The organism is Paenibacillus dendrobii (genome assembly GCF_009807035.1).
Classification (GTDB): Bacteria; Bacillota; Bacilli; order Paenibacillales; family Paenibacillaceae; genus Paenibacillus_AQ; species Paenibacillus_AQ dendrobii.
In genome coordinates, this window is record NZ_WUBI01000004.1 from 266,622 (window position 1) to 282,636 (window position 16,015).

Below are 16,015 nucleotides of genomic sequence, written 5' to 3' on the forward strand. Positions count from 1 at the left end.
GGAATACATATTTGTCTAAAAATAAGAAACATGGCTCTAGGCGGAAACTAAAATCAGAAGACTTGCTCCATTTTTGCAAGCGTTTTAACGACATCATGGATGAATTGAAATGGTGCAAGAAGAAGGGCGGGAAGAGGTATGGAGAGCGTGCATCAGTTGGCGCAGAAATTAAAGCGGAACATTGCAAACGTGATTGTGGGCAAGGAGCATGAGGTGGATCTGCTTCTGACGGCGCTGCTGGCCTCCGGACACGTACTGCTGGAGGATGTTCCGGGAACAGGCAAGACCTTGCTTGCGAAAAGCCTGGCGGCATCGCTTAGTCTAAGCTTTCAACGCATTCAGTTCACACCGGATTTGCTGCCTTCGGATTTGACGGGCATCCATTATTTTAATCAGAAGGACGGCGAGTTCCATTTCCGTCCGGGACCGCTGTTTGCCCGCATTGTGCTGGCCGATGAGATTAACCGTGCGACACCCAGAACCCAGTCAAGCCTCCTGGAATGCATGGAAGAGCGGCAGATTAGCATCGAGGGGAAGACGATGCCGCTGGCAAGTCCGTTCATGGTGCTGGCCACGCAGAATCCGGTGGACAATCAGGGAACCTTCCCGCTACCGGAAGCGCAGATGGACCGGTTCCTGATCCGGATGAAGCTCGGTTATCCATCGGCAGCCGAGGGGCTTGAGATTCTGAAACGGACTGCCGCCGCAGGCCGTCTGCGGGCGGAGGATACCGCGCAGACGGCAACCGCAGAAGAGGTACTGGAAGCGCAGCAGCTGTGCGGACAGGTAAGCATTGCGGATGATCTGCTGGGCTATATTGTTTCTCTGGCTGAGGCTACCCGGAGTCATGAACAGACGATGCTCGGCATCAGTCCCCGAGGCACGCAGGCGCTGCTCCGTGCTTCCCAGGCTTACGCCGCGCTGCAAGGAAGAAGTTACGTGCTGCCCGATGATATCAAACGGCTCCTTCTACCGGTTTGGACACACCGGCTGGTGCTGCGGAGAAGGCATGAAACAGGAAGCGGCCACGGCGAGCGTATTTTGACGGAAATCATGGATAGCATCCCGGTTCCAAGCGAAAAGGAACTTGAAAGCGGCGTGAAATAATGGCTGTATTCTGGCTTTTTCTTGCCTGCGGCGTCGTTATGGCACTGCAAGGCCTTATTTTGGGGAAGAGCGCACTGAACAAGCTGTCCTATGACCGGCATTTCAGCACGGGGACTTGTTATGCCGGAGACCGGATCGAAATGGTGGAGACGATTGAGAACAAACGCAGGTTCCCGATTCCTTGGCTCCGTTTGGAAGCGATGCTACCGGCATCCCTGGGCTTCAAACGAAGCAAGGAAACCTGGATCAGCGAAGGCCAGATCTATCAGAATCATACGAGCTTTTTCTCGCTTCCCGCGCAGACGCGAATCACCCGGACGCATCAAATTCAGTGCCGCGGCCGCGGTATCTTCCGCATGGATACGGCTACCATGACCGGTAGCGATTTGTTCGCGATGTACACGCCGTCTCTACAGGTGACGCTGAACAAACGGCTGGTGGTGTACCCTTCTCTTCGGAGAGACGAGGAGCTGCCTTCTTCCTGGAAAACCTGGCAGGGTGAGCTGGCCGTACGCCGCTGGATCGTGGAGGACCCCTTTCTATTCACGGGGGTAAGGGGCTATGCGCCTGGCGATGCCATGAACCGGATTCATTGGAAAGCCAGTGCAAGATCGGGAGAGCTGCAGGTGCATCAACACGGATATTCCGCAGATCCGAAGGCGATGATCCTGCTGAATATTGAGGTTACGGAGCAGATGTGGAATGTCGTGACCAAGCCGGAGGTCATTGAAGAGGCGCTGTCCTATGCGGCAACCTGCGCCGCAGCGCTCATTCATCAGGGGATGGCGGCCGGATTCGCAAGCAACGCCTATTTTTCGCCTGATGCCGATGGCAGGCTGGCACATCTTGCGCCGGATTACGGTCTTCCTCATCTTGAGGATGTGCTGGAGGCGATGGCGGCCGTGGAGCTTAAGGTCTATAGACCCTTTTACGAGCAGCTGAAGCTCGAGGCCGAGAGGGATTTTCACGAGACGATCGATTATTTCGTGGTGACCCCGCATGTATCCCAGGCGATTCGGGACGCGGTCCGAATACTTGAGACGAAGGGGCACCGCGTGTCTATAGCGCATTTGGACGACGGGCTGAAGGAGGCGGGAGCATGATGCATTCCGGTCAAGAAACCCGCAGGCGCAAGCTTCTGGCTGTACTGGGCAACTCGCTGCTCGAGACGGCTGCATGTTATCCTTTTGTGGTGCTGTACATGGTTTATGCCATGCAGTCTGCTCCATGGTGGTTGATGCCATTGATATGGCTGCTCCATGCCCTGGGTACGCTGATTGGCAGACGGCAGGCGGCAGGCCGCAAGGAATTGCTGGTTACGGCTCTGCTTCTGGTGGCTGCGCTGCTGCCGCTGGCGGTACTCGGGCTGCGCCCTGCCATATTGGCTGTCGTCGTCTTGCTGCTGGCCGATTTTCGCGGGCTGATTGTCGGCCGCAAGGATCTGTGGAGATTCATTCAATTGAATCTGCCGCTCGCGGGGCTGGCAGCAGCCCTGATTGTTTATGGGGTATCCTCCAACGTGGAGGCTATCGAGCCTTACCGAGTTCCCCTTTACTTCATGAGCATCTTTACGCTGTTTGCGGTTTTGCTGCGGTGGAACGGGGACCGCGTGCGTGAAGCCTCCAATGCGCATGAAACCGACCGGATGCAGCTTCGCAGAATACTGTCCAGAAACCGCTGGATGACCTGGCTGGTTGTCGCGTTTATTGCAGTGCTGAGCTTGTGGAACGGACTTGGGGAAGGCTTGGCTTACTTCAAACGGTGGCTGACCGGATTGTTGAATGGCCTGGGCAAAAGTGGACAGGCGGAGAGTCCGGAGCAGATGCCGCCGGCGCAGCCGGGACCGATGGAGCTTCCTCCACCGTCTCATCAACCGAAGTGGCTGCACATTGTCGGCCAAATCGCGTTTGCCGTGCTCGTGGCCGCCGTTGCTGCGGCCCTGCTGCTGCTGTTGTACCGCCTGCTGCGGCGCTGGCTCCCGCAAAGCATCCGCGCCTGGATAGCGCGGATGGCCCAGCGGCTCCGGCTTATGCGTGAAATGAGGCGCATTCCTACGGATCAAGGGGATTACGTAGATGAAGTGGAGAGAATTGAGCGAGTGAACAAGGGTCAAGGCCGATGGCGGAGAAAGCGCAAAGAGGGTCCAACCTTGGCCCGGGATGGCGATCCGCGCCGAGCTTATGAAAGCTTGATCCGTATGGCCGTCAGACGGGGCTTCAAGTTTCGGCCGAGTCTTACGCCTTCCGAGAATGGCGCAGCGCTGGCCTCGGACAAAGACCTTACCGGTCTACCGGCTCAGGACATGGATCAGGTCATCAGCCGGTACAATCAGGCACGTTACGGCTCCAATGATAAGAGGTGAGGCGGTCGCCTTTAGGTATCACTAAGTTACAGACCAATGATAAGACCAGACGCTTGGGCGATCCCAAGCGTCTTTTTATATGGACCTATCCAACGCAAGCGAAACCCGAAAATGATGCTTGCCTGAATCCAAACGATTGAAACGGTTAATATTCTTTTATCGAGAGGAATGATCTACAACTGTCACCAGAAAGCAGAGGAAGGCGGGTCAAGCATGCGAAAATATCGTATATCACTGATGATCACCGGGATTTTTTTGATTGGAGTAACGGGCTTTTGGCTCTATGGAAGGGACCGGCAGTCCGAGGTTTCACCTATCAAGACGGAGGCCTTTATCCAAAAATTCATGGTTAATCCTAACGGCACGCTGGCTACCTATCTGCAAAGCGGAAGCTCGGCCAACCCGGAGATCGCCGCGGGCCGGGAGGCTCTGTCGGAATCCATGGGGTTCTGGATGCAATATGCCTTGTTAAAGCAAGATCAGGGGTTGTTTGAACAAAGCTATGAAGCGCTGAAGCGGTATTTTCTGACTCCGCAGCATTATTTGGCATGGAAACTTGCACCTGACGGGACAACGAATGTACATACCAATGCGCTTGGAGACGATCTGCGAATTATCGGGGCTCTGTTGAAGGCGGAGCAGTTATGGGGCACGGCGGAGAATCGGGGGCTTGCGGAAGAACTGACGGGCACGCTTGTTACTTCTGCCACGGTTAAAGGTTATTGGACCGATTTCCATGATTTTTCCCGGAATGAATCCGCACAGGTCCTAAGTCTAGCCTACATCGACAGCGACGCCCTCAATCAGCTGCGGCAGGCGCAGCTGATTGAGCCGGCTTTCTATAACCGGCATATTCGGCTTTTGGAGAACATGCCGAATGACGGAGCCTTTTATCCGAAAAGCTTTGATGTAATGAACAGGCAGTATGCGTATGATGACTCCGTCAATTTAATTGATCAGCTGCTGGTGGGACTGCATGCAGCGGAAATCGGCCGGAGGCCGGAGCCGCTGATGGACTTTTTGAAGAAAGAATGGGGCCATAGCCACAAGCTGTTCGGGCGTTATGACCGATCTTCGCGGGAGAGCAGCGTTGATTATGAATCCCCCTCGGTGTATGGGCTGGCTGTTCAGCTGGCACTCAGGGTAGGAGATCAAGACTGGGCCGGCGAGCTCTACAAGCATATGTTGTCACTCCATGACGGAGAGCGGCAATATAACGGAGGCTACGTGTTTAACGGGAACACGCATATTTTTGATAATCTGCTGCCGCTTCTGGCAACCCAATTGTGGAATGATCGTGCATAAATATGAAAAATATGGTTAATTCATGATTTTTTGCGTTAATAGATGAATAATGATGGAAGTGAAATGTCGTATTTTGTAATATTTAAATAGGAGGTAGGCGGCTCACTCTTGTGTCGGACCATCAAGCATTGGAATGGGGTGCCGTTTTTAGTACAATGTCTTTTCATCGCATGAATCTGCGGTATCCGCACTGGCAGAACCTACACAAGGAAGGAGAAGAATGCGGATGAACAACAAGACAACAACGGGCCGGCTCGCACTTGGATATGTCCTCTTAATCGCGCTGATCATGGTACAGGAAATGCTTCTCTTTTTGAAAATGCATCTGAATGCGTCCTATACAACCATGGAGTTCGTGTTAAGCCTGGCGGGACTTGCGGCTCTGTTGGTCGGCTTCATCATTCCTCTAGGCGTTTCCGTTGTTCTGGCGTTTGTGTTCCTGGTGAGTTATTTTGTCTGGCTGACGACATACGCGCCCTTCAATGTACTTACATTCTCATGGATGCTGCTGATTCCGGCGAATATGCTGATCGCTGCCTTTATTAAATCCGGTCTGATCGGTAGCAAGCGCTGGATGGAGCGAATGGAAGAGATGAAAGGGAGCCATCCGCAGGTGGATATCGATACGGCACTGGGCAACAAGGAAGCTCTGGCGGATACCCTGCAGAAGCAGTCCAATCTGGCCCGTCGTTATACGGACCGTTACGGTTTTTCGATGGCGATGTTCAAAATCGACTTTTTGCCGCTTGTTCAGGAATCGCTGGGTTCGCAGCAATATTCGCGCCTGCTGCTTGAAATGTCGGACACGATTCAGAAGCAAATTCGTTATGAGGATTATAAATTCTCGATCAGCAAGGGCCGGTTTATCATCCTCTGTCCCATGCTGGGACAGGAGAACCTGCATATGCTCACGAAAAGGGTCAAAAATGCCATGATGGCTGTCGATATTCTGGATAAAAGAGGCGGTAAGCTGAAGCTGGTTGTACGGGCCGGAGCTCTGGTCTTTCATAAGGAGCAGTTCGGCAAATACGAGCATATCGATCAGGTCATTTACGCGCTGGAGCGCAATACCGAGACCGATCTGATTGGCGAATATATTTAGAGGAGGGCTTCATATGTCATATACGAGCTGGTTTATCCCTTTATGCATTGCCGTCAGCGCGATTTTTGCCATGACCATCCTGATTCTGACCATCGCTACGCTTCGATTCCGGACCTATGTCAATAAAAAATATGATCGGGGGAACTTCAGTGGCTGATGTGCTGTTGATCCTATCCATTGTAACCATATGGATTGCGGTATTCGAATCGGTGATCATTATGGCAGGCGCGGTCCGGTTTATTTTCAAGCAGAACAAGAAAAAGCTCGTACTCCCAAAAAATATGGATGATTTCCCTACGGTAACCGTTATGGTACCGGCACATAATGAGGAACTTGTGATTACCTCGACAGCCGAACATATTCTGCAGCTAAACTATCCGGAGCATAAACTGCAGCTGATCGTCATTGCCGACAATTGCTCGGATCATACGGCCGGAAAGCTGAAGATGCTGAAGGAGATGACCAGCTACAAAGATCGTGACTTTATCATTCTGGAGCGCAAGGGAACCGGCGGCAAATCCGGGGCTCTGAATGATGCGTTGAAGCTGGCAACGGGCGAGTGGATCTGCGTGTACGATGCGGATGCGGCGCCGGAGCGCAATGCGCTGATGTTCCTGACGCAGAAGGCGATGGAGGACCCGGGGAGATACGGCGCCGTCTTCGGGCGCAACAAGGCGCGTAACCGCGGCCAGAACTTTCTTTCCCGCTGTATCAATCTGGAGATCATTACGATCCAGCGCGTTCACCATACCGGGTTATGGGAGCTCTTCAAGCTTGGAACGATCCCCGGCACGAATTTTATCGTGAAAACAGCTCTAATGCGGGAGATTGGGGGTTGGGACGAGCAGGCGATTACCGAAGATACGGCCGTTTCGTTCGAGATCATGTCGCGGGGACAGTTGATTGCGCTCGCTCCTCAAGCCGAGGCGTACCAGCAGGAACCGGAACAACTGGGCGTATACATGAAACAGCGGGAGCGGTGGGCCAAGGGCAACTACAACGTCGTCGTCGAAAATTTGCATCATCTGTTTGACCGCAGCAGCTGGCGGATTAAGCTGCATGTTCTCTACTATGCGGCCAGTTATTTCTGGTTTATGATTGCCATTATCGTATCGGATATCGTCTTTGTCGCTAATCTGGTGTATCAGGGAATTGCTTTGTTCAAGCCCGGCGTGGTATCTCCCTTCCAGTTCCAATCGGACGTATATGTCTATCTTGTGGTGGCCTGGGCACTCATGTACTTTTTGTATGTGCTGCAAATTAATCTGGCGCTTGCGACCGATATCGGGCAGAGCAATGTGCGTAATTTCGTGCTTTCGTGCATTTCCTATTTTACTTACGCGCAGCTGTTCCTGCTGATATCCGTCAAGGCATTTTACAACATGGTCATGGATAAGATCACTGGACGCGAAAGCAAATGGTACAAGACTCAGCGCTTCGGCTAACCAAGTAACCAGGCTTGTATTTATATCGAAAATGGAACCAATCAGCTTTCTTTGGCTTGCACCGGGGAAGCTGTTTTTTTGTATGCTTTGGACGTACTTGCTTCAGTAACGACATGGGTTATTGACTTATGGGGGAATTGACTTAAACTATAAACAATTATTCCGATTCGATTAGTAAGAAAAAAGCGGCGGAGGAGACCCCATGAATTCAATAACACTCACCCAAAAGATCAGCTCCACCATCATCGCATACACGTTCGATAAGAGGCCAATATTCAAGCGTTCCTCGCTCAAGAAAGAGGTATCCCGTGCAGCGTAGTAAACAAATTCTAGTCGCCTCCCACTGCGTGCTCAACCAGAATGCCGTCGCTCCAGGTGGAGCGCTTAGCCCGGGTATACTGAGGTCTGCGGTCGATTGGGCCAGTGATCAAGGATACGGCATTTTTCAGCTGCCATGTCCCGAACTTACATTTTGGGGTCCGGATCGGCCGCGAATGACCGTGGAAGAATGCGACACGCCGGAATTTCATGCGCATAACCGCAGCATTCTGCAGCCCGCGATCGAGCAGCTTAAAGTCTATCAGATGCACGGATACGAGATTGTCGGCGGTCTGGGCATTGCAGGCAGTCCTTCCTGCGATCCCGGCAAAGGGATATTCATGAACGATTTCCTTATGCTTGCGAAGGAGCAGGGTGTACATATTGATTTCTTTTGGCAAATCCCGGATACAGAGGAGGGCCGGTTTGATCCGCGCGATAAGAATAGCGTGCACGGTCCGGTAGGCGTGCAGCTTCGGACCGTTTCGGTGAAACCAGAGAAGGCCCGCGGCAGAAAGAGGCACGGATTGTCGTAATGCGAATCAAGCGAATCCGATCACAACTATTCGATGACGTTCAGGTATGGCCGGTTCATTGGCAGATGACACTATAGTGAAAGGCAATTGAACCGGTGACCGCAGTCTGGAAAAGAAGGAGGATGAGGCGTGAAAACCGCATCACTGCTTGAACGGTACAAGCCGGCTATACGGAGATTGCCGCATGGCCGTGACCTGACCCGGCAGGACCTGCTGACGGATGCATTTCGTATGACAGCTGAGGGACGAATCGCAATGTACTATGCTCCCCATAACGAGTGGATCAACGATTCTGCCAAGGTGGTGATTCTCGGCATTACTCCCGGTTGGACGCAGATGAAGATTGCCTTTCAGGCCGTGCGAGACGGTCTTGACGAAGGTTGCACGGATGAGGAGGTTCTGCGCCGAGCGAAGCGGGAAGCCGGGTTCGCCGGCACCATGCGCCAACATTTGATCGGGATGCTCGACTGTCTTGGCCTCCAAAATGAACTCTGTATCGAATCCAGCGCCGACTTGTTCGGGGAGCGGGCATCGCTTCTTCATACGACTTCGTTGTTGAAGTATCCTGTGTTTGCGGGAGAGCGGAATTACACCGGGGCGAACCCCGATATACTTGCTTCAGCGTTGCTGCGCGGACAAGCCTTATCCAGCCTGGAAGAACTGAAGGAGCTCCCTGATGCGTTGCTGATTCCTCTTGGCAAGGCGGTGGAACGAGTGCTCAGATGGCTGGCCGATCAAGGGCATTTCGCGGGGCAAAGGGTATTATGGGGGTTCCCGCATCCATCCGGAGCCAATGGGCACAGGCAGCGGCAGTTTGAAGAGAATAAAGAGAAGATGCAGACTATATTTACGGAGTTTTTCCGGGAGCGATGAAGAATCCTCCACAGAATTGAGAAAAGTATCGTTAAAAAGAGCGGGTGCTACGTAGCATCTGCTCTTTTTGGACTTATGCGATGCGTTTAAGCTAATATGTGTGTTATCAAATGATAAATCCTTGAAGGAGATCATGAACCTGATGAAAATAGATCGATTGCTAGCGATGACCGTCCTCTTGCTGAACAGGGGGAGAATCAGCGCTAAGGAGTTGGGTGAACGATTCGGGGTTTCCACTAAAACGATATACAGGGATATGGATACGCTTAGTCTTGCGGGCATCCCGGTGATGGCACATCAGGGAACCAGCGGTGGTTTTGAGATGATGAGCCATTACACGATTTCGCGGCAGTTTCTTACCCTGGACGAGATTTCATCCGTCTTTTCGGCTGTCAAGGGTGTAAAAGCAGCCATGGATGACCGGACGCTAGACCAGCTGCTGGATAAAGTGGGATCGCTGCTGCAACGTTCAGATCAAACGATGGATGCAGGGATGGCCCAAGGCCTCCTATTTGACCTGAATCCCTGGGGGCAAGCAAAAGGAACCAGAGATAAGGTGAGTTTGCTGAGGCAGGCGTCCAACGAATCCAGAAAAGTGAATATGCACTATATCAACATGAATGGCGCAGAAGGATGGAGAATCGTTGAGCCAGGCAGGTTGATTCTAAAAGGGAATGTATGGTATCTGCAGGCATTCTGCACCTCCCGCGAAGATTTCCGGATTTTCAGAGTATCCCGCATCTTGGATATGAAGGTTCTTCCGGAGGCGTTTGAACCACGCGAGCTGCCGCCTTTGGAGGCCTACGAGTGGAATCCGGAATGGTCCAGCAAGGATCACCAGGCGGTAACATTGAGGTTTTCTCCGAAGGTCAGACATAGGGTGGCCGACTCCTTCAGCCCGGAACAGATTTCGGTGCAGGGGGATGGAAGTCTGCTGGTCAAAAGCGGGTTCCCTTTGGATGAATGGTTCTATGGCATGGTCCTCAGCTATGGAGACCAGATCGTTGTCGAAGCTCCGGAGCATGCAGCTATGGAAGTGGTACGGCGGGTTCAGCATATTTTGAGGCAGTATGCGAAACCGGACAGACAGATGTCCACGTAGCCTCTATACAATGGAATCATCTTTAAGGAAAAGAGGAACCCTTCATGAATTATGAAATAACCCACATGCCGGCTGTTGAACTGGCAGGCATCAAGATCCGAACATCCAATCGACGGGAGAGCGGGCCGGATGGGCTCATCCCCTCGCTATGGGAACAATACGGCCAAGGCGGCCTGTCCGCAAAGCTGAAGCCAATACATCCACAATTGCTCTACGCCCTTTATACGGAATATGAGAGCGACGTGAACGGAGATTATACGCTGCTCCTCGGGCATGAGCGGGACCTTGGATTTCTAGGGGAAGACGCCATTGGGATTGCCTCGATTCCAGAGGCGACGTACCTCAAATTTACGACGCAGAGGGGACCCGTACAGCAGGTTGTGATCCAGCTATGGCAGGAAATATGGGCTTTCTTTGAGAATTCGGAGATTAAACGGACCTATACCGGGGACTTCGAGCTGTATAACCTGCAGGATCTGAATTCGGCCGATGCCGTAGTCGATGTTTATATTGCTGTAGAAAAGCACTGAAAGATAGGTTTTTCATAAGAAAGCCAAAATAAACGGCGTGTCTGCAAGAGTCGACTGGACTCTTCGGCACGCCGTTTGTTGGTACTCGGCCTTGATACAAGGAGATTATAGATATTGTTCGCGTACAAGCAGCTCCAGCTTTTTCATCCATGCGAGGTCCATGTGCAGCTGGCTTTGCGTATGATCATGGATCAAATGAACGGCGGGCGGTGTTTCGTCACGTACCTTATCCCAGAAAACAATACCGCTCTGAATTTTGTTTTCCAGCTTTTGCTGGGCTTCCTCAATCAAAAACAGCAGTTTGTTCGGATCGGCATACTTCAGGAATAGCGTGGTTGAATAGAGGGCTTCTACGCGGGTGAAATTTTTGAAGCTTGCATAGATCTCTTGCTCCAGATGCTCTTTTCCAAACGTTGTGATGCCGTAAGTTGTCTTCTCCGGACGGTTGTCGTCACGGATCACTTCGATCTTCTCGATATATCCCTTTTTCAGCAGGACCTCGAAATTATAGTATAAGGACCCATCATTAATTTTGGAGTTTTCATCCACAACGTTTTGCTTGAACATCTTCTTAATATCGTAAGGATGATGGTGTCCTGTACTCAGAACACCCAGTATAAAAATTTGAAGCGACATAACAGCTACACTCCCATCCGAAATCATACGAAAAGCCGGCTGACTCGAGGGGAGTGAGCTGGCTTCGCGTGTATGCGATATAGAAGGACCCGGAAGCATAGATTCCGAGCCCGTTCCATTCAGCTAAAGATAAATGAATGAAGGCTAATGAATACCCCTGATGCGCACTGCGCGATGTTAAGCGACTGCGTGCTTCTCTTGGTCATCGGCTGCTTCTTTCGGAGAAACAAAGTAGAAAGCAAGAAGGCAGATGATCATCGAAGCAATGGATGCGATCCACAATCCGAGCAGATGTTCAGGCAGCTTGCCGCCGCCGAAAATGATCGAAAAGTCCGTTTGAACGGTATAGAACATGATGGAAATATAGCTCACAATCTTAAAGAGCCACGGCATCATTTCCTGAGACATCGTCGCGCCACTGCTGATGGTTTGGATCAGCATGAGGGTCAGGTTGGCGAAAATGGCCTTGTCCTTTAATAATAAACTGAAGATGGACATAAACTCAATGGCTCCGAACAATTCAAGCGCGTGTACAAGCCATACCTTCACGAAAGTCTCCGCTCCGTAACCGCCCTGAATCAGGAAATAAATCGAAATCCCGATCAGCGGCGCAATCAGAGAGACGATCGCATTGGTTGCTTGCGCGGACCAGAAGGCCTGCCAAAAGCCCATTTTGCGTTTCAGCGCGTTCATGGCACCGACCATCATCATGGAGAAAATCATGGCGCCCACATAACTGACCATCGTCAGGAAAAATGGTGCCATTTGGTTATGCATGCCTGCCGGTACCGGATTGGTATTGACGATATTGGCATCCAGCTTGGTAGGGATCTCGGCTGCGAGCTTCTGTGCCTGCTCCGCCGGCATTTTCATCGATTGGAAGACGCCCTGGGCGGACTGCGTCGCCAGCTGGTTATTCAAATTGGTCGTGATTTGCGTAACGACCGACTGCATGCTGCTGGAGACCATCGCCGGGTTGGACTGGTTCATGAAGAAGTCCATTTTGGCTTTTGTTCCGGATGTAGACAACTGCTTCGTAAAGTCCTGCGGAATGTGAATGATCAAAGCAATATCACGGTCATTCAACTGCTCCTGGGCTTTATCCAGCGGAAGATCGGTCACCATTTTGAAAGGAAGCTGCTTGGCCAGACCTGCCGCAATATCTGTGCCCGCCTGTTTGTCCTCGTTGACAATGGCGACGGTCATTTCGTTCATGTTTTTCGGAATTGCGCTGTAACCTGTCATGAAAATCAGGATAAAGGCAACCTGGTAAAACAGCACCATCGTGATGCCGCCAATGACGGATTTGTTTTTGAGAAACGTTAAAATATTTTTCATTGCCCCACACCTCAATATTCTAAATTTGATTTGATTACTTTAATTAGAGTAATTGATTTAGAATTATACGCCGGGGTTTTGGAGGTGTCAACAAATGTATGCGCTTGTATGTGATTTTGGTCATATACAAAATGAAAAGTTTTCATTTAAGACACAATTACAGTTGTAATAGTTTGATGCATCGTTTATATTTACACTTGTAATAGTTTAATTTGAACCGGAAAGGAGGTGTGAGAATGGAAAGTATGCCCAAAATTTCGGAATCCGAGTGGGAGATCATGAAGATTGTCTGGAAGGAAAACCCGCTCACGGCGGAGCAAATCGTGCAGTATTTGCCTGCGGATACGGACTGGAGCGATCAAACGGTCAGAACGTTCATTAACCGACTGATGAAGAAAAAAGCGCTGGGGTATCAAAAATCCGGCAGAAGCTATCAATATTATCCGCTGATTTCGGAAAAAGAATGCGTGCGCGCGGAGAGCAAATCCTTTTTGAACCGTGTGTTTAACGGAGCGGCGGGACTGATGATGACGAACTTTTTGGAGGAAACGCAGCTGTCTGACAAGGAGATCGAACGATTGCAGCAGATTTTGATGGAAAAGCAAAGTCAGGACTCGAAAGATTCACCACAGTCATAATGAAATCCAAATTTAATCAAATGAGGTCATTCCATGAATATAGCTGAAAGCCTCTTCAGATGGTTTGTCGCTTCGACACTGACGGCCAGCTTGGTCGCCATCGTGGTGATGGCAGTACAACATCTGCTCCGCAGGCGCATCAGCGCCCGTCTGAGGTATTCGTTATGGCTGATCGTGCTGGCAAGACTGGTGCTGCCGGTATTTCCGGACAGTCCGGTGAGCTTATTCAACGTATTTCCTGCCATCTCGGATATAAAAAATGCTGTTGCCCATCTTCCGTCTCAGCAGGACAAGCCGAGAACGGAAACAGGAAACAGCATCAAAGAAAATACTACTCAATCCCATTATACATTGAATGGAGCCGGAGGAAACAGTCAACAGCAGCCGGTCCTGCAGCTGGATCGAGGCGCAGGCGCTGCTGCGATTACAGAGAGAGAAAATCATCCGGCGATTCGGATTCTGTCCGTCATATGGCTGGCCGGTACGGCATCCTTTTTGGCGTATCATTTGATGTTCTGGCTGCGGATCAAGAGAAAGCAAAAAAGCTTCAACCGCGTCAGTGACTTAACCATGAGAAATGTGGCAGAGGAATGCCGCCGTTTATTTACTTTGAAACGTCCGGTATCTCTTTACATGAGCCCTTCGATACAAAGCCCGTATATTTCGGGAATGATCCGTCCGGCAGTCTATCTGCCTGAAACACTCTCCTGTGATCCGGAGGAAGCAGCCCGTCTGAAGCATGTGATTGCGCATGAACTGGCCCATTATAAACGAAAAGATACGGCTTGGAACATGCTCGGCAGTCTTGTACTTGCCGTCCACTGGATGAATCCGCTGGTATGGATGATGATGCGCCGAATGAAAGCGGACCGGGAGCTGGCATGCGATGCCTGCGTACTGGAGGTGCTTGGCGAAGAAGAAGCCGTACCGTACGGCATGACCATTATCGGGTATCTGAAAAGGTACTCATCCGGCCGGAATCATCCCCATCTGCTGTACTTCAAAGGCCTGAATGGTGAAAAGGACATTGTGCGGCGGATTCGGATGATTCAATCCTTTAAAAGGGGTTCATATAAGTTTTCCGTACTGGCGGTACTGTTGGTGCTCTTGGTCGGCGCGGCCACGCTGACGAATGCGCCGGTGTCGAAGGCGGGGACTTCCGCCTGGATTCATGCTGAAGAGGGCGGGGATGAGATGCTCTTCGCGGATGGCGAATTCCGGGAGTACGATAATCTCGAAAAGGCAGCCCGTGTGGCGCCGTTCCGGTTCAAGGTTCCTTCGGTGCTGCCGAGTGGATATACCTTCGACAATATCAGCTTTCACCTGCAACCCTTAACATCATCAGCAAGTTCCGCCGTAAATGTACGGTACCAGAAAGCGCACGTGAATGAAATCTCCGGCTATATGGATCTTAACATCGTACGTGGCGCGGAACCGCAGCAGTGGTATGAACAAATCCGCACCGAGGAAGAAGATCTGGGAGACGCGCAAGCCGGCGGCAAGGTCATTGAGAAATCGGCGGTGTCCGTGAATGGGCTTGAAGGCTTGAAGGTAACCATTCGAATGACCGCATGGAAAGGGCAACCGGAAAGATACTACTATGTCTGGAAGGATCAAGGCGTCGCTTATAAATTGGGGGGCGATGGTCAAGTGACAAGCCGGGACTTCGAGAATATGATCGCTTCCATGAAATACCCGGATGAGAATCTGAACAAACTTTACGAAAACAATGATTACTACGCGAGAGCGCTGACATATCTGTTCGATACGGAGGATATCCGGCGTGCACAGAAGCTCATTGGTTATCATGCCTCATTTCCACGGAAACTGCCCGGGGATTTTGCCGCGAGCGGAGCCTATGTGTCCCGTAAAGTGAATTTCAACTATCCGGAAAGTGACCAGGACTCCATGCGAATGCTGCTTGCGGTTACGTATAACCCCAGTGCTTCCTCCGCCGGAGTAAAGCGTGTGGAGCTCACACAGATGCTGAACGGGCATATGTACGAAGATATGAAAAAGGACAGGAAGTTATCTTTAATGAGAATCGACGGGAAGAAATTTACTGTTAACCTGCAGCCCATCACGATTCAGGGCCGTGAAGTGCTCCATTCAGAAAAATTTAAAATCGATGGCGAACTTAGCAGCCCGAACGAAACCGACCGTGTCAGTTATTTTTGGCTGAATGACGGGGTCATCTTTCAGGCCAGATTCATTGGTCAAGGTTCAGAGGAGCAAAGCATTGTGCAATATTTAATGGAGCAAGGCAAATCATAATATTGTGGAACGCCTTGGTTCCATAATAAGGAATAGGCGGCTGGATTGACTTCTCATCTAACGGGGAATAGTATAGTTCTATGACTATCAAACCTTCGAAAGACGATGAAAAGCGGGCTAAGATTTTTAAAGCCATGGCGGAAGTAAAGCGCATTGAAATGATCCGTTACCTGCACCGCCACCCGAGCAGCAATACTTGTGGTGAGATTGGAGAGGCGGTCGGAGTGGACAAGTCCAATGTATCTTACCACCTCAAGATTTTGTACGAAGCGGACTTGATTCAGGTGTTCCGTAAGGGCCAGAACAAGTGCAGCGAGTTGAGGGAGGAGACATTGAACGAATTTATGCCGGGTTTCTTGGACAGTTTATAATGGACAGGAAACCCTGATTTTAGACCAATAGTTTTAAAGTTTTAAAACTATCTGATTAAATGAACTGTCTTACTTATC

At 50.9% G+C, this 16,015-nt stretch carries 16 protein-coding genes; 14 read left to right on the forward strand and 2 right to left on the reverse strand.

The genetic code is table 11. The features are described from left to right. Positions 1-138 precede the first annotated feature (138 nt). The 11 genes from GRF59_RS22535 (at position 139) to GRF59_RS22580 (ending at position 10,680) form a co-directional block, all read left to right on the forward strand. On the forward strand, positions 139-1,107 hold the full coding sequence (locus tag GRF59_RS22535) for an AAA family ATPase (protein WP_160499965.1): 969 nt from the start codon (positions 139-141) through the stop codon (positions 1,105-1,107). Next, a complete protein-coding gene (locus GRF59_RS22540) occupies positions 1,107-2,210 on the forward strand; it encodes a DUF58 domain-containing protein (protein ID WP_160499966.1) in 1,104 nt (367 codons plus the stop codon). Before GRF59_RS22535 ends, GRF59_RS22540 begins: the two co-directional genes overlap by 1 nt. Then, positions 2,207-3,469, forward strand: coding sequence for a DUF4129 domain-containing protein (locus tag GRF59_RS22545; protein WP_160499967.1), 1,263 nt, complete (start codon positions 2,207-2,209; stop codon positions 3,467-3,469). Before GRF59_RS22540 ends, GRF59_RS22545 begins: the two co-directional genes overlap by 4 nt. Before the next feature lie 237 nt (positions 3,470-3,706). Further along, the gene (locus tag GRF59_RS22550; protein ID WP_237391982.1) at positions 3,707-4,774 is read left to right on the forward strand and encodes a glycosyl hydrolase; all 1,068 of its coding nucleotides are present in this window, start codon (positions 3,707-3,709) and stop codon (positions 4,772-4,774) included. A gap of 226 nt (positions 4,775-5,000) precedes the next feature. Then, positions 5,001-5,876 (forward strand): diguanylate cyclase domain-containing protein, encoded by an 876-nt coding sequence (locus GRF59_RS22555; protein WP_160499969.1) that lies wholly within the window; start codon positions 5,001-5,003, stop codon positions 5,874-5,876. 13 nt (positions 5,877-5,889) lie between these two features. Beyond that, entirely contained in the window at positions 5,890-6,033 is a 144-nt protein-coding gene (locus GRF59_RS29485; RefSeq protein WP_202128812.1) for a hypothetical protein, read from the forward strand. Continuing rightward, positions 6,026-7,321, forward strand: a complete 1,296-nt coding sequence (locus GRF59_RS22560) for a glycosyltransferase (protein ID WP_160499970.1) — start codon at positions 6,026-6,028, stop codon at positions 7,319-7,321. The genes GRF59_RS29485 and GRF59_RS22560 overlap by 8 nt, the downstream gene beginning before the upstream one ends. A gap of 308 nt (positions 7,322-7,629) precedes the next feature. Further along, complete coding sequence (locus GRF59_RS22565; protein WP_202128813.1) at positions 7,630-8,175, forward strand: CD3072 family TudS-related putative desulfidase; 546 nt, start codon at positions 7,630-7,632, stop codon at positions 8,173-8,175. Positions 8,176-8,304: 129 nt separating this feature from the next. Continuing rightward, positions 8,305-9,048 carry a hypothetical protein gene (locus GRF59_RS22570; RefSeq protein ID WP_160499971.1) on the forward strand — a complete coding sequence of 248 codons (744 nt, stop codon included), beginning with the start codon at positions 8,305-8,307 and terminating at the stop codon, positions 9,046-9,048. Positions 9,049-9,190: 142 nt separating this feature from the next. Further along, positions 9,191-10,150, forward strand: coding sequence for a helix-turn-helix transcriptional regulator (locus GRF59_RS22575; RefSeq protein ID WP_160499972.1), 960 nt, complete (start codon positions 9,191-9,193; stop codon positions 10,148-10,150). Positions 10,151-10,194: 44 nt separating this feature from the next. Beyond that, on the forward strand, positions 10,195-10,680 hold the full coding sequence (locus GRF59_RS22580; RefSeq protein ID WP_160499973.1) for a GyrI-like domain-containing protein: 486 nt from the start codon (positions 10,195-10,197) through the stop codon (positions 10,678-10,680). Positions 10,681-10,785: 105 nt separating this feature from the next. Here GRF59_RS22580 and GRF59_RS22585 read toward each other — a convergent pair whose 3' ends face one another. Together GRF59_RS22585 and GRF59_RS22590 are read right to left on the reverse strand one after the other, a co-directional pair. Then, positions 10,786-11,316: a PadR family transcriptional regulator gene (locus tag GRF59_RS22585; RefSeq protein ID WP_160499974.1), complete on the reverse strand. Its 531-nt coding sequence runs from the start codon at positions 11,314-11,316 to the stop codon at positions 10,786-10,788. A 177-nt stretch (positions 11,317-11,493) separates the two neighbouring features. Beyond that, positions 11,494-12,654 (reverse strand): YhgE/Pip domain-containing protein, encoded by a 1,161-nt coding sequence (locus tag GRF59_RS22590; protein WP_160499975.1) that lies wholly within the window; start codon positions 12,652-12,654, stop codon positions 11,494-11,496. A 236-nt stretch (positions 12,655-12,890) separates the two neighbouring features. Here GRF59_RS22590 and GRF59_RS22595 point away from each other — a divergent pair, with 236 nt between their 5' ends. From GRF59_RS22595 to GRF59_RS22605, 3 genes are all read left to right on the forward strand, one after another. Beyond that, positions 12,891-13,292: a BlaI/MecI/CopY family transcriptional regulator gene (locus tag GRF59_RS22595; protein WP_160499976.1), complete on the forward strand. Its 402-nt coding sequence runs from the start codon at positions 12,891-12,893 to the stop codon at positions 13,290-13,292. Between the two features lie 33 nt (positions 13,293-13,325). Further along, the gene (locus GRF59_RS22600) at positions 13,326-15,566 is read left to right on the forward strand and encodes a M56 family metallopeptidase (RefSeq protein WP_160499977.1); all 2,241 of its coding nucleotides are present in this window, start codon (positions 13,326-13,328) and stop codon (positions 15,564-15,566) included. An 80-nt stretch (positions 15,567-15,646) separates the two neighbouring features. Continuing rightward, the gene (locus GRF59_RS22605; RefSeq protein WP_160499978.1) at positions 15,647-15,937 is read left to right on the forward strand and encodes an ArsR/SmtB family transcription factor; all 291 of its coding nucleotides are present in this window, start codon (positions 15,647-15,649) and stop codon (positions 15,935-15,937) included. Positions 15,938-16,015 lie beyond the last annotated feature (78 nt).

Bases quoted from the DNA above. Each gene is read 5' to 3' on its own strand.
- GRF59_RS22540 (WP_160499966.1), top strand. From the start codon at position 1,107: ATGGCTGTATTCTGGCTTTTTCTTGCCTGCGGCGTCGTTATGGCACTG.
- GRF59_RS22590 (WP_160499975.1), bottom strand. From the start codon at position 12,654: ATGAAAAATATTTTAACGTTTCTCAAAAACAAATCCGTCATTGGCGGC.
- GRF59_RS22550 (WP_237391982.1), top strand. From the start codon at position 3,707: ATGATCACCGGGATTTTTTTGATTGGAGTAACGGGCTTTTGGCTCTAT.
- GRF59_RS22545 (WP_160499967.1), top strand. From the start codon at position 2,207: ATGATGCATTCCGGTCAAGAAACCCGCAGGCGCAAGCTTCTGGCTGTA.
- GRF59_RS22555 (WP_160499969.1), top strand. From the start codon at position 5,001: ATGAACAACAAGACAACAACGGGCCGGCTCGCACTTGGATATGTCCTC.
- GRF59_RS29485 (WP_202128812.1), top strand. From the start codon at position 5,890: ATGTCATATACGAGCTGGTTTATCCCTTTATGCATTGCCGTCAGCGCG.
- GRF59_RS22585 (WP_160499974.1), bottom strand. From the start codon at position 11,316: ATGTCGCTTCAAATTTTTATACTGGGTGTTCTGAGTACAGGACACCAT.
- GRF59_RS22595 (WP_160499976.1), top strand. From the start codon at position 12,891: ATGGAAAGTATGCCCAAAATTTCGGAATCCGAGTGGGAGATCATGAAG.
- GRF59_RS22535 (WP_160499965.1), top strand. From the start codon at position 139: ATGGAGAGCGTGCATCAGTTGGCGCAGAAATTAAAGCGGAACATTGCA.
- GRF59_RS22605 (WP_160499978.1), top strand. From the start codon at position 15,647: ATGACTATCAAACCTTCGAAAGACGATGAAAAGCGGGCTAAGATTTTT.
- GRF59_RS22600 (WP_160499977.1), top strand. From the start codon at position 13,326: ATGAATATAGCTGAAAGCCTCTTCAGATGGTTTGTCGCTTCGACACTG.
- GRF59_RS22580 (WP_160499973.1), top strand. From the start codon at position 10,195: ATGAATTATGAAATAACCCACATGCCGGCTGTTGAACTGGCAGGCATC.
- GRF59_RS22575 (WP_160499972.1), top strand. From the start codon at position 9,191: ATGAAAATAGATCGATTGCTAGCGATGACCGTCCTCTTGCTGAACAGG.